Raw genomic sequence first — 12,838 nt, 5'->3', positions numbered from 1 at the left:
ACGGCGGCGGCCGAGTTGCTCGGCGCGGCTGCCGGCGCCGGGTCGCTCTGCCCACGGCGGAGCCAGAACGCGCCGGCGACGGCCACCACCACCAGCAGTACGACGGCCAGCACCGCGATCAGCGGCCCTCGACCGCGTCGGCGCGGCGCCGGATCCTCGCCGTACGGGTCGTCGGGCCGGTACGGCTGCCCGCCGTACGTCGGCGTCGGCTGGTACGAACCGCCGTAGGGCGTGCGGGGCTCGTGGAGGTAGGGCGTCTCCGTCCCGCCCCCGTAGGGCGCGCCGGGCGTGGCACCGTAGGGCGCGGTGGGTGGGCCGCCGTACGGCCCGGGTCGTCCCTGCGGTCCTGGCGGGTACGACGGGACCGTCGGCGGGTAGGGCTCCGCCGTGGGCGGGTAGGGCGGCTGCACCGGGTGACCCGGGGTCTCGTCGGGTCTCTGCCCACGCCACGGCCCCGGGTGGTTGCCCCCCGGTTGTCCGTAGTTCGTCATGCCGCCCTCCTGCACGAGTGGTGAGAGGCCGGCCACCAAAGCGCGACGCGGACTCCGAGGTCACCGTAGCGTGGTCCACTGATGAGCTCACCTTCACCGAGCGCCACAGCCCTCGCCGGCCGTCGCGCCAGCACCACGCCGACCCTGATCTGGACCGCGTTGATCGTGGTCTACCTGCTCTGGGGGTCGACCTATCTGGCCATCCGGATCGCCGTGGAGACGCTGCCTCCGTTGCTGTCGGCCGCCCTCCGGTTCGCCGTGGCCGGCTTGGTCCTGGCGGTGGTGCTGCGACTGCGTCGAGGCCCCGGCGCGCTGCGGGTCGACCGACGGCAACTCGGCTCGGCCGCGTTGGTCGGGGTGCTCCTGCTCGCCGGTGGCAACGGCCTGGTGGTGCTCGCCGAATCGGGGCCGCCGGGGGTCGCGGTGCCGTCCGGGATCGCCGCGCTGCTGGTGGCCACGGTGCCGCTGCTGGTGGTGCTGTTGCGCTCGGCCACCGGGGACCGGCCGCCGGTCTGGACGTTCGCCGGGGTCACCCTGGGCTTCGTCGGCCTCATCCTGCTGGTGCTGCCCGGCGGTAGTTCGGCCGCGGTGCCGCTGCTCGGGGCGTTGACCGTGGTGGCGGGGGCCATCTCGTGGTCGGTCGGGTCGTTCCTGTCCGGACGGATCCGGATGCCCGCCGATCCCTTCGTGGCCACGGTGTACGAGATGGTGGCCGGAGCGCTGGTGCTGGCGGTCGTCGCCGCCGGTCGGGGCGAACTGGCCGACTTCCACCCGGCGGCGGTCAGCACCCGGTCCTGGTTGGCGCTGGGGTATCTCATGGTGGCCGGCTCGCTGGTGGCCTTCACCGCGTACGTCTGGCTGCTGCACAACGCGCCCATCTCGCTGGTGTCGACGTACGCCTACGTGAACCCGGCGGTCGCGGTGGCGCTCGGCGCTCTGCTGGTGGCCGAGCCGATCACCCCGCAGGTGCTGCTCGGCGGTGCCGTCATCGTCGCCGGGGTCGCCCTGGTGGTGACGACCGAACGACCGCGTCGGGCGGGCACGGGATCACGATCGGGGTCCACGCCGGCGCGCGACCGTCGGTAACGTCCGGCCCATGTCGGCCGCCGCGCTGGTGTCGATCGCGCTGCTCGGCGCGCTGGTCGGCCTCGTCGTACCCCCGGTGTCGCGGCGCTTCGCCACGGCGGACGCCCGGCCATGGGCGCTTCCCGGGCCGCAGCCGGTCCGACGGCCCTGGGCCGACCCGATGGTGGCGGTCAGCGTCTTCGTCGGCCTTGCCGTCGCCGTGGGTGACAACCCGGCGCTGCCGGTCTTCCTGGCGGTCGCGGCGGTCGGTCTGGTGCTGGCCCGGGTCGACCTGGCCTGCCTGCGGCTGCCCGATCCGCTGGTCCTCGTCGCCGGGCTGCTGGCCCTCGGGGGTCTGACCGCCGCGGCGCAGCTGTCCGGCGCTCCCGGCCGGCTGCTCGGCGCGCTGGGAGGTGCGGCGGTCGCGGGTGCGGCGCACGTGCTGCTGGCGTTGCTGCCGGGCTCCCGGCTGGGTTTCGGGGACGTGAAGCTCGCCGCCGTCCTCGGCCTGCCGCTCGGCTGGTTGGGCCGGGACGCCCTGCTGGCCGGGCTGCTCCTGCCGCACGTGCTGCACGGCGGCCTGGTGCTCAGCCTGCTCGCCGCCCGGAAGGTGCACCGGAACACCCTGTTGCCCCTCGGCCCGGCCCTGCTGGCCGGCGCCTGGCTCGGCGTCCTCCTCACCTAACCCGCCCCCGCCCTGGCCCCCACCCCTGCTTCGTCGATCTTGCAGTTTCTGTGGTGACATAAGGTGCATCGCGCGCACAACGGCGACCGAAAGTGCAAGATCGGCGAGGCCAGGGGCCAGGGGCCAGGGGCCGGGGGCTCAGATCAGGCGGAGCTGGCGGTCCTTGGGGCGGCGGGGTTCGGCTTCGCCGAAGCGTTCGAAGAGGCCGGGGTCGATGGTGCCGAGGAACGGCGAGGGGGCGCAGTCTCGCTCGGCGCCGTGGCGGGTGCGGCGGGCGGCGTGACTGACGTACAGCCGGTCCTGGGCCCGGGTCAGGCCGACGAAGAAGAGCCGGCGCTCCTCGGCGACGGCGTCCTCGTCGGGCGTCGAGCCGGGCCAGCGCAGCGGCAACAGCCCGTCCTCGACCCCGACCAGGAAGACCACCGGGAACTCCAGACCCTTCGCGGCATGGAGGGTGAGCAGCGTGACGGCCTCCGCACGCGGGTCGAGCGCGTCCACCTCCGCGCCGGTGGCCAGCTGCGACAGGAAGGTCTCCAGGTCGTCACCGCAGCGTCGGGCCAACGGGGTCAGCAGGTCCACGGCCGAGCGGACGTCCTCGGGACGGACCGCGCTGGCCGCGCCGTCCAGGGTGGGCACGGCGAACCGATCGGCGACCACCTGACCGGCCAATCGCACCCGGGCCGCCAACGAGCCGGCCAAACCGTCGGCGTGCCGCAGCTCGCGGGCGATGGCCGCCACCCCGAGCCGATCCCGCAGCCGGTCGTGGGAACGCTTCTGCACCGGGATGTTCGCCCGGGTCAGGGCGTCCACGATCGGGGCGGCCTGCGCGTCGGTGCGGTACAGCACGGCGATGTCGGAGAACGACAGCGAGGTGGACCGGCCGTCGATGCGACCCGAGTCCAGCGAACGGTGCGACAACCCGCCGACCAGGTCGTCGACGGTGCGCACCACGAAGTCGGCCTCCTCGGCCACGGACGCCGCCGGGTACCGCCCGACCAGCGGGGCCTCCGGGTCGAGCCGCGCCGGGTCCAGTCGTCGACCCCGCACCAGCGAGGACGGTGCGATGGCCTGCACGGCGGCGGCCAGGATCGGGGCCGACGAGCGGTAGTTGCGGTTGAGCCGAACCAGTCGGGCGTCCGTGAAGTCCTCGGAGAAGCGCAGGAAGTAGCCGACGTCGGCACCCCGGAACGAGTAGATCGCCTGGTCCGGGTCGCCGATCGCGCAAAGATTGCCGTCGGCGGGGCTGAGCAGCCGCAGCAGCTCGTACTGCACCTCGTCGACGTCCTGGTACTCGTCGACGAAGATCCACCGCCAGCGGTCCCGGTACCGCTCGACCAACTTCCGGTCGGCCCGCAACAGCTCCACCGGCAGGGTCACCAGCTCGTCCAGGTCGACCAGGTCCTGCTTGCGCAGCAGCGACACGTAGGCCGCGCTGTCGTCCCCGGCCTCGGTGCGGGCCGCCGCCCGCTCGGCGTCGTCGGCGATCCGGAAGTCGACCGGAAGGCCCGCCGCGTCAGCGTTCTCCCGCAAAATGGTCAACCCCAGCGCGTGGAACGTGCCCACGGTGACGTCCTCGGCGACCGGGCCGAGCAGGCCGTCGAGGCGGTGCCGCAACTCCTCGGCGGCCCGGCGGGTGAACGTGATCGCGAGGCAGTGCTCGGGAAAGACGTTCAGCTCCGCGCACAGGTACGCGATCCGGTGGGTGAGCGTCCTGGTCTTGCCGGTGCCCGGACCGGCCACGATGAGCAGCGGGCCGCCGGGTGCGGAGGCGGCCACCCGCTGCATGGCGTCCAGTCGGTCCAGCAGGCCGGTGCCCACCTCCTCCATGCCGGAGAGCATCGGCTCGAACGGCTCGTGCGGCGACGGCGGCGACGCGATCGGCGGCGCGGGCGTCGGAGTCGGCTTACGCTTCGGCTCCGTCTTCGCCGCCGCCGGGCGCTTGGCCGCGACCCGGGGAGCCGGTTCCGTGGGTCGTCGCTGCGCCGGCACCGGTACGTCGAACAGCGTCTCCTGCGCGCCCAGCTCGGCCGGGTCGAAGAGCGTGATCACGCCGTACTCGCCGTCGTAACCGGGCACCCGGCGGACGTCGCCGCGCCGCAGCCGCCCGATGCCCTCGGCGAGCAGCTCACCACCGGCCTGGGCGATCTCGGTCAGTGGCGTCGTGGTCAGGATCTCCAGCTCGGGGCCGAGTGCGGCCAGCAGCTCGTTGAACCGCCCCTCGACCTTCTTCGACCGGGCACCCACCTTGTTGATCTCGCCGAGGATCTCGCCCAGCGGCACCAGGTGGGTGACGTCCCGGGCGTGCGGCGGCCGGTGCCCGTCCGGGCGGTCCGCCAACTCCTCGATCCGGCTGAGGACGCCCACGGTGAGGGGCTTGCCGCACTCGGGGCAGCGCCCGTCGGCGGCCCGGGTGCGCTCCGGAGACCAGCTCACCCCGCACAGCCGGTGCCCGTCCGCGTGGTACTTGCCCTCCTCCGGGAAGAACTCGATCGTTCCGGCCAGGCCGTCACCGGTACGCAGCGCCTCCCGAACGGCGAAGTAGTCCCGTTCGGCGGTCAGCACGGTCGCCTCCCGGCCGAGAGCCGGCGGTGAGTGCGCGTCCGAGTTGGACACCAACTGGTAGCCGTCCAGGCTGCCGACCCGCCAGTTCATCGCGGGGTCGGAGGAGAGCCCGGTCTCCACGGCGAAGATGTGCTCGGCCAGGTCGGCGTAGCAGTCCGCGATCGCGTCGAAGCCGGACTTCGAGCCCAGCGCGGAGAACCAGGGCGTCCAGATGTGTGCCGGCACCAGGTAGCCGTCCGGGCTGGCCTCCAGGGTGATCTCCAGCAGGTCGCGGGAGTCCAGTCCGAGGATCGGTCGGCCGTCGGAGCCGAGGTTGCCGATCCGGCCGAGCGCGGTGTTGAACCGGGCCACCGCGTCCAGATCCGGCAGGTAGATCAGGTGGTGCACCTTGCGGGTGCGGTCGTCCCGCTTGTAGATGGTGGAGATCTCCACGCTCAGCATGAAACGGACCGGGTCCGCCTCCGCCGTCTGCGCGAGCCGGGGTGGCAGCCGACGGGCGACGTCCCGTTCCGCCTCCGGGTCGAGCCGGTAGAGCCCCGGCTCGGCCGGGCGCAGCGTCTCCCGCAGGTGGTCGTACCAGGCGGGGTGGGTGAAGTCGCCGGTGCCGAGCAGGCCGATGCCCTTACGCCGGGCCCACCACGCGAGGTTCGGCAGGGTGAGGTCACGGCTGCACGCGCGCGAGTACTTCGAGTGGATGTGCAGGTCCGCGACGAATGGCGGTAGGCCACCGGGGGGTACGGCGCTGAACGGGGGCACGCCGCATCCTGTCACGCCCGCCGCGCCGGCCACCCGCCGCCACGCGCGGACGTGACCTCCGCTATGCCGAGCGCAGCTCGACCAGACTGATCTGCGGCTCCGCGCCGACCCGGACCGGCGGCCCCCAGAAACCGGCGCCGTTGGTCACGTAGACCTTGGTGCCGTCGACCTCGCCGAGCCCGCTGACCACCGGCTGCTCCAGCCCGACGGCCAGGTTGAACGGCACCATCTGCCCGCCGTGGGTGTGCCCGGACAGTTGCAGGTCGACGCCGTACCGGGCCGCCTCCTTGGCCGCCAGCGGCTGGTGCGCGAGCAGGACGACGGGCCGGCTCGGGTCGCGGTCACCGAGGGCAGCGGCGAAGTCCGGCCCGGCGGCGAGGCCGGTGCCCACCCCGGTGAGGTCGTTCACGCCAGCCAGGTCGAGCACACCGCCCCGGGCCTGGATCTCCTGCCGCCGGTTCTGCAGCACCCGCAGACCGAGCCGGTCGACCTCCTGGACCCACTCCTCCACGCCGGAGTAGTACTCGTGGTTGCCGGTGACGAAGAAGCTGCCGTAGCGGGAGCGCAGGTCGCGCAGCGGCGCGGCGGCCGAGCCGAGTTCGGCCACCGAGCCGTCGACCAGGTCACCGACGACCGCGACGATGTCCGCGTCGAGCCGGTTGATCGCGGCGACGATCCGCTCGGTGTGTGCCCGGCCGCGCAGTGGGCCGAGGTGGATGTCGGAGACGGTGGCGATGCGCAGGCCGTCCATGCTGCGGGGGAGTTTGGCGAGTGGGATCCGTACCCGGTCGAGCTGGGGCGGGCCGAGCGCCGTGCGGATGCCGTACCCGGTGATGCCGGTGGCGGTGAGGCCGGCGAAGATGGCCGCCCCTCGGGCCAGCAGCAACCGGCGGGACGGGTCGTGGTCCGGTGCGGCGACGGCGCCGGCGGCCGGCGGCTCGGTCGGCCCGGCGGCACCGACAAGCACCGGCTCGGGCGCGGCGGTGGTCGGCTCGGCGGCAACCACCCGGCGGCGCAGCACCAGCCGGGCGACAAGCATCGGCACTTCCAGCACCACCAGTACGACCAGCAGGTAGAACATCAGCGCGAGCCACAGGTAGCCCGGCCAGGCGAGCCAGTAGAGCCCGGCCTGCGTCCCGGCGAGGGTGACCGGCACGAGCAGGGCCAGCACCAGGGCGGCGATCCCGCCGATCCGTCGCCAGCGGCCCGGCGTGGTGGTGTCCCGAACGAGCCGCTTCCACAGGTAGAGGTGGATGAGACCGGTGACCAGCGCCAGGACAGCCACGAACCCCACAACCGCCATCATGTGTGCGCCTCCCTCAGCCGCCCGCGAACGGGGGCAGGACATCGATCGTGGCCCCGGCCGGTAGGGGTGCCTGACGATCATGACAGGTGACGCCGTTCACGAGGAAACTCGCCACCCGCAGCACCGCAGCGAGTCGGTCGCCGTGGCGCTGGGTCAGCTCGGCCGTGAGGTCGTCGAGTGACCGCCCGGCGGGGACGGCCTCCTCGGCGCGACCGACGGCGGCGCGGGCGCCCGCGAAGTAGCGGACGGTCAGCGGTGTCGTCCCCTCCACGTTCAACCTCCGATCGCGGACATCGGACGGCTCGGCTGGAGGAAGGTCGGGTCGTCGATGCCGTGGCCAGCGCGCTTGCCCCACATCGCGGTACGCCAGCGTCGGGCCAACTCGTCGTCGTCCACGCCGGTGCGCAGCGCGGCGCGCAGATCCGACTCCTCGGTGGCGAAGAGGCAGGCGCGGACCTGGCCGTCGGCGGTCAGCCGGGTGCGGTCGCAGTCCCCGCAGAAGGGGCGGGTAACGCTGGCGATCACCCCGACCCGGGCGGGGCCTCCGTCGACCAGCCAGGTCTCCGCCGGTGCCGCGCCGCGCTCGGCCAGGTCGGGGCTGAGGTCGAAGGTGGTACGCAGGGACGCCAGGATCTCCTCGGCGGTGACCATGGTGTCGCGGGCCCAACCGTGCTGGGCGTCCAACGGCATCTGCTCGATGATCCGCAGCTGGTAGTCGTGATCGAGGGCGAAGCGGAGCAGCGCCGGCGCCTCGTCGTCGTTGACACCACGCATCAGCACTGAATTGATCTTCACGGGGCTGAGCCCGGCGGACGCCGCGCCGGCGAGCCCGGCCAGCACCGCGTCGAGGCGGGGGCGGCGGGTGAGCTTGGTGAACCGGGCCGGGTCCAGGGTGTCCAGTGAGACGTTCACCCGATCCAGGCCGGCCGCCCGCAACGCCGGGGCCAGCCGGTCCAAACCGATGCCGTTGGTGGTCAGCGAGACCCGGGGACGAGGTTCGAGGGCGGCGACCGCGGTCACGATGTCGACCAGCCCGGGTCGGATCAGCGGCTCACCGCCGGTGAACCGCACCTCGGTCACGCCGAGCAGCTCGACAGCCACCCGGACCAGCCGGACGATCTCCTCGTCGGTCAGCAACTCGGGGCCGGCCAGCCAGGGCAGCCCTTCCGCCGGCATGCAGTAGGTGCAGCGCAGGTTGCACTTGTCGGTGAGGGACACGCGCAGGTCCCGAGCGACGCGGCCGTACCGGTCGACGAGGACGCCGGCGGTCCCCGGGGCGACGCTCACCTGTCGACCGTAGCGCGCTCGGCCCGGCTCAGGACGGCACGGGCGGTCTGGACGACCACATCTCGGTAGCTGGCGCCGAAAAGTGCGGTGTGCACGAGCAGCAGATGCAGCTGATGCAGGGGCACCCGGTCCCGCCAGCCGTCCGGTAGCGGCCAACTCTCCTGATAGGCGGCCAGCACCCGATCCAGGTGGGGGATGCCGCCGAAGAGGGCAAGCTGGGCGAGATCCGTTTCCCGGTGCCCACCGTGCGCTGCCGGGTCGACGAGCCAAACCCGGTCGTCGGCCCCCCACAGCACGTTGCCCGGCCACAGGTCGCCGTGGATGCGCGCGGGCGACTCGTCGCCGCCGAGCCCGTCGAGGCGATCGATCACCTGCTCGACCAGAGCGGCATCGGCGCTGGTCAGCGCGCCAACGTCGACCGAGCGTCGCAGGTGGGGGGTGAGGCGCCGCTCGGCGAACCACGTCGACCAGCGCCCGCCGGTGGGGGTGTTGTCCTGTGGAAGAGCGCCGATGAAACCGGGCCAGGTCGCACCGAAGGCGGCTGCGCCCGCCCGGTGCAGCCCGGCCAACTCCCGGCCGAAGCGCTCCGCGGCCTCCGACGTCGGTTCGCCGGGCTCCACCCAGTCGAGCGCCAGCAGCTCCGGCAACACCACGATCACCTCGGGTACGGCGACCGCGCCCGCCTCCCGCAGCCAACGCAGGCCGGCGGCCTCAGCGGCGAAGAAGCCCTCCGGCGCCGGTCGGTCGGCGCCCTCCGGCCAGGACTTGGCGAAGACGGAGTGGCCGTCGTCGAGGGTGAGCCGGGCGGCGGCGCAGGTGTCTCCACCGGCCACCGGCGTCTCCCGGAGCCGCTGATGGGTCCGGAAGGTCGGGAGGTGTGCCGGATGCGCGCGCAGGTACGCCAGGTCCATCAGCGCACGGTAACCGCTCGTTACGACAGCCAGGTGTCGCCCGACGACATCGGCGCTCTTTCCGTACTCGTAGGTGTGGAATGAGCAGGGAAAACACGCTCAGTAACTGTGGATAAGCCGCGTGTCGTCCACAGGGGGTGGCAGGCCCCGGTTCCCCCGCCGCAGGCTTCCGACATGACCTCGACCGAACGCCCTCAACTCGCCGTCCGCTCACCCGCCGACCTGATCGCCGCCGTGCCGTACCTGCTCGGGTTTCATCCCACCGACAGCGTGGTCGCCGTGGCGCTGGTCGGCCGACAGATCATCTTCGCCGCCCGTGCGGACCTGCCCAACCCGGCCGAACCGGGCGGGCTGGCCGCGCACCTGGCGGGTGTGATCCGCCGGCAGGGCGCGGAGGCCGCCACCGTGGTGGGTTACGGGCAACCGGAGCGGGTCACTCCGGCCGTGGACGCGGTGCGCGACGCGCTGAACGACTTCGGGCTGCACGTGCTCGACGCGCTGCGGGTGACCGACGGTCGCTGGTGGTCCTATCTCTGCACCGAGCCCGACTGCTGCCCGCCCGAGGGTCGCCGCTATGACCCGGCCGCCAATCGGGTGACCGCCTCGGCGGTCTTCGCCGGCCAGGTCGCACTCCCCGACCGGGCCGCACTGGTGGCGCAGGTGGCACCGGTGGGCGGCCCGGCTCGGGACGCGGCCCGCGCGGCCACCGCCCGCGCCGAGGTGAGACTGACCGAGTTGGTCGAGCAGGCACCCGAGAGTGACGTGCTCGGGGCTCGGGCGCTGCGCGCCGCCGGGGTGGCGGCGGTCCGCGAGGCCCAGCGCCGGCAGCGACGTGGTGAGCGGCTCGACGACGACGAGATGGCCTGGCTGAGCGTGTTGATGACCCACCTTCCGGTCCGCGATCACGCCTGGGAACGCACCGACGGCCGGGACCGGGACATCGCCCTCTGGACCGACGTGCTGCGCCGCGCCGAGCCGGAGGTGGCCGCCGCTCCGGGTGCCCTGCTGGCGTTCGCCGCCTGGCGCGCCGGGCAGGGCGCGTTGGCGGCGGTCGCGCTCGAACGCACGCTCAGCCTGCACCCCAACTACTCGCTCGCACTGCTGCTGGACGACCTGCTCCGGCGCGGCGTGCCCCCGGCCGAGCTGGACGGCTGGCCGTCGGTCGGGATGCCCGGGGTCATCCGCCCCCGTAAACGGAGCCGACGTGGCCGCCGCTGACGAGCCGGTTCCCGGTAGCCGCCCGGCTGCCAGAGACTCCCCGGCAGCTCTATCGCAATCTTGCTATAGTCGGCTCTGGTCAGTCCTCTTTCACCCGGAGGCCGTAACCGAGATGCAAGCCATACCCGCGATCGAACAGGCGGCGATCGGACACGCCGTCGAAAAGCTGGAGAGCCTCGGCCCCAACCTGGGCTACCCGCACTCGAGCAGGATCCGAACCGCCGAAAACCTGCGGGAGCTACGTCCGCGTGGAGGGCGTAGCCGGTGGCGCGTTTTCTACACACAGGTTGGTGAGGCGTTCGTGGTCGGCGCCATCGGCCCAGAAGCCAGCGTCAGTCCGCGGAACTTCGCCCGGGCCGTCGCAGCCGCAGAGCAAAGGATCAAGGACGTGGAGGCGGAGTGATGAAACGTTCCGAGCTCAAGACCTCGCAGCAAATCATCGGCCACGCCAGGCGTCAGGACCCGGTGTTCCGGGCAGAGTGGGATCGGACAGCGTTCGCGCGCGAGGTCGCGCTTCGTATCGTGGGGTACCGCACGGCGAACCAGCTGACCCAAACCGCACTCGCTCGCAAGGTGGGGATGACCCAGTCAGTGATCGCGCGACTGGAATCAGGCGACCAACCGCCGTCGATCGCGACCCTCGTCAAGCTCTCCAAGGGCACCGGCATGGAGTTCGACGTCAAGATCTCCGGCGGTGCCGTCGAGATCGTAGCCGCATAGTCGGCGGTTCTCCTCCGGTGACGCTCTCCGTCGAAGGATGTACGCGTTACTCCTGTCCACGGCCGACGCGGCAGGGTCACCACCGCCGGAGAATGATCTCGTGGCTGTTCTCCGCGTTGGTACGACATGACCCCCGAGTTGCTGCTGTCGCTGGCCGGGCTGGCGTTGATCGACAGCACCAGCATCGGCACCCTCTTCATCCCGGTCTGGTTGCTGCTCGCCCCCGGGCCGGTCAACGCCCGGCGGATCCTGGGCTACCTCGCCACCATCGCGGCGTTCTACCTCGCGGTGGGGCTGTTGCTGGTCTGGGGCGGCAGCACATTGGGCGACGCGCTGGGCGGTGCCCTGGACAACCGGGGCGTCCTCTGGGCGCAACTCGTCCTGGGCGTGGGAATGCTGGCGCTCAGCTTCCGCTACGACGGCAAGCGGCGTCCCCGTACCGGTGGTGTGTTGCGCTGGCGGGACCGGGCCACCGCGGGAGACTCCTCGGCCCGCTGGTTGGTCGGCCTCGCGCTGCTCGCGGCGCTTGCCGAGGTGGCGACCATGCTGCCGTACCTCGGTGCGGTGGGCCTGTTGGCCACCTCGGGGGTGGGAGCGGTGAGCGTGGTCGGGCTACTCGCCGGGTACTGCCTGGTCATGGTGCTGCCGGCGGTGTTGTTGCTGGGTGCGAGGGTGGCCCGCCCGCGACTGGTCGAGCCGGTGCTGGCCCGCCTGAACACCTGGATCGTCACGAAGGCGGGCAGCGCGTTGGGCTGGGTCCTCGGCATCGCCGGTTTCCTGATCGCCCGCGACGCCGCCGCGCGGCTGTCTCTGTTCGACCTGATCGACCGGATCGGTCGCTGACCGGCCGCTCGGGTCAGGCTGGCTGCTCCACCGTGATCCGGTGCGGCCCGGTGTAGACGTTCATGGTCCGCCCGCGCAGGAAGCCGACGAGTGTCATCCCCGCCTCGTCGGCCAGTTCGGCGGCGAGGGTGCTCGGGGCGGACACCGCGGCCAGCAGCGGCAACCCGGCCATCCACGCCTTCTGGGTCAGCTCGAAGCTTGCCCGTCCGGAGACCAGCAACAGGTGCCCGGCGAGCGGCAGCCGGCGATCCCGCACGGCCCAGCCGATCACCTTGTCCACGGCGTTGTGCCGGCCCACGTCCTCCCGGAGCACCACCAGCTCACCGTCCGGGGTGAACAGCCCCGCCGCGTGCAGCCCGCCGGTCCGGTCGAAGCCGCGCTGGGCGGCGCGCAACCGGTCGGGCAGCTCGGCGAGCAGTGTGGCCGGCACGCTGAGCGGATCCGCCGCGACCGGGAAGAGCGACCGGGTGCGTACCGCGTCGATGCTGGCCTTGCCGCAGACCCCGCAGGAGCTGGTCGTGTAGAAGTTCCGGGACGGGTCGGTGGTCGGTTCCGGTACGCCGGGGGCGAGCACCACGTCCACCACGTTGTACGTGTTCGGCGTCTCCGCGCCGGCGCAGAGCTGCGCGGTCAGCACATCGTCGGTCGACCGGATCAGCCCCTCCGTCAGCAGGAACCCGATGGCCAGGTCCAGGTCGTCGCCGGGGGTACGCATGGTCACGGCCAGCGGCCGACGTCGACCGGGGCCGGCCGCGCCGACCCGGATCTCCAACGGCTCCTCCACGGCGAGCGTGTCCGGCCGGCGAACCGACCCGCGCCCGGCGGTCGCCGCGTCCAGGTCGATCCGGAGTACGCCCCGTCGATCAGTTGCCCGTCCCATCCCGCCATCCTCCACCCCGCACCGGCACACCCGCACGACCACCGACCATCGGGCACCCGCGAGCACCGGACCCACCCCACCCCACCCCCACCCCCACCCCACCCCTCACCCCCG

The 12,838-nt window shown here is 72.7% G+C and carries 12 protein-coding genes and 1 pseudogene; 6 read left to right on the top strand and 7 right to left on the bottom strand.

Features of this window, described 5'->3' with window-relative positions:
* Window positions 1-491: pseudogene (locus PSH25_RS05625) on the bottom strand (hypothetical protein); the annotation flags it as partial.
* 81 nt (window positions 492-572) lie between these two features.
* On the opposite strand from PSH25_RS05625, the gene PSH25_RS05620 reads away from it, so the two are divergent.
* Both PSH25_RS05620 and PSH25_RS05615 read left to right on the top strand, forming a co-directional pair.
* The gene (locus tag PSH25_RS05620) at window positions 573-1,577 is read left to right on the top strand and encodes an EamA family transporter (RefSeq protein WP_238657993.1); all 1,005 of its coding nucleotides are present in this window, start codon (window positions 573-575) and stop codon (window positions 1,575-1,577) included.
* Between the two features lie 10 nt (window positions 1,578-1,587).
* Entirely contained in the window at window positions 1,588-2,241 is a 654-nt protein-coding gene (locus PSH25_RS05615; protein WP_238657992.1) for a prepilin peptidase, read from the top strand.
* Between the two features lie 138 nt (window positions 2,242-2,379).
* Here the strand turns inward: PSH25_RS05615 and PSH25_RS05610 are convergent, their stop codons facing one another.
* The 5 genes from PSH25_RS05610 to PSH25_RS05590 all read right to left on the bottom strand — a co-directional run bounded on the left by PSH25_RS05610 (window position 2,380) and on the right by PSH25_RS05590 (window position 9,063).
* Window positions 2,380-5,559 carry a UvrD-helicase domain-containing protein gene (locus tag PSH25_RS05610; protein WP_238657991.1) on the bottom strand — a complete coding sequence of 1,060 codons (3,180 nt, stop codon included), beginning with the start codon at window positions 5,557-5,559 and terminating at the stop codon, window positions 2,380-2,382.
* Between the two features lie 61 nt (window positions 5,560-5,620).
* On the bottom strand, window positions 5,621-6,865 hold the full coding sequence (locus tag PSH25_RS05605; RefSeq protein WP_238657990.1) for a metallophosphoesterase: 1,245 nt from the start codon (window positions 6,863-6,865) through the stop codon (window positions 5,621-5,623).
* Between the two features lie 13 nt (window positions 6,866-6,878).
* On the bottom strand, window positions 6,879-7,136 hold the full coding sequence (locus PSH25_RS05600) for a MoaD/ThiS family protein (protein ID WP_238657989.1): 258 nt from the start codon (window positions 7,134-7,136) through the stop codon (window positions 6,879-6,881).
* A gap of 2 nt (window positions 7,137-7,138) precedes the next feature.
* A complete protein-coding gene (gene moaA / locus PSH25_RS05595; RefSeq protein ID WP_238657988.1) occupies window positions 7,139-8,152 on the bottom strand; it encodes a GTP 3',8-cyclase MoaA in 1,014 nt (337 codons plus the stop codon).
* The gene (locus tag PSH25_RS05590; protein WP_238657987.1) at window positions 8,149-9,063 is read right to left on the bottom strand and encodes a fructosamine kinase family protein; all 915 of its coding nucleotides are present in this window, start codon (window positions 9,061-9,063) and stop codon (window positions 8,149-8,151) included. Before PSH25_RS05590 ends, moaA begins: the two co-directional genes overlap by 4 nt.
* A 174-nt stretch (window positions 9,064-9,237) precedes the next feature.
* On the opposite strand from PSH25_RS05590, the gene PSH25_RS05585 reads away from it, so the two are divergent.
* The 4 genes from PSH25_RS05585 to PSH25_RS05575 all read left to right on the top strand — a co-directional run bounded on the left by PSH25_RS05585 (window position 9,238) and on the right by PSH25_RS05575 (window position 11,844).
* The gene (locus tag PSH25_RS05585; protein WP_238657986.1) at window positions 9,238-10,281 is read left to right on the top strand and encodes a DUF4192 domain-containing protein; all 1,044 of its coding nucleotides are present in this window, start codon (window positions 9,238-9,240) and stop codon (window positions 10,279-10,281) included.
* A 112-nt stretch (window positions 10,282-10,393) separates the two neighbouring features.
* Entirely contained in the window at window positions 10,394-10,684 is a 291-nt protein-coding gene (locus PSH25_RS34165; protein WP_372492728.1) for a type II toxin-antitoxin system RelE/ParE family toxin, read from the top strand.
* Window positions 10,684-11,001 (top strand): helix-turn-helix domain-containing protein, encoded by a 318-nt coding sequence (locus PSH25_RS05580; protein ID WP_238657985.1) that lies wholly within the window; start codon window positions 10,684-10,686, stop codon window positions 10,999-11,001. The genes PSH25_RS34165 and PSH25_RS05580 overlap by 1 nt, the downstream gene beginning before the upstream one ends.
* A 126-nt stretch (window positions 11,002-11,127) precedes the next feature.
* Entirely contained in the window at window positions 11,128-11,844 is a 717-nt protein-coding gene (locus PSH25_RS05575) for a GAP family protein (RefSeq protein ID WP_238657984.1), read from the top strand.
* A gap of 13 nt (window positions 11,845-11,857) precedes the next feature.
* On the opposite strand, the gene fdhD is transcribed toward PSH25_RS05575, so the two are convergent.
* Window positions 11,858-12,724, bottom strand: a complete 867-nt coding sequence (gene fdhD / locus PSH25_RS05570; RefSeq protein ID WP_238657983.1) for a formate dehydrogenase accessory sulfurtransferase FdhD — start codon at window positions 12,722-12,724, stop codon at window positions 11,858-11,860.
* Window positions 12,725-12,838: the final 114 nt, after the last annotated feature.

It is taken from the genome of Micromonospora foliorum (assembly GCF_022229015.1).
Lineage (GTDB): Bacteria > Actinomycetota > Actinomycetes > Mycobacteriales > Micromonosporaceae > Micromonospora > Micromonospora foliorum.
Note: the sequence above shows the minus strand (reverse complement) of the source record. Positions and strands in the feature narration are given on the sequence as shown.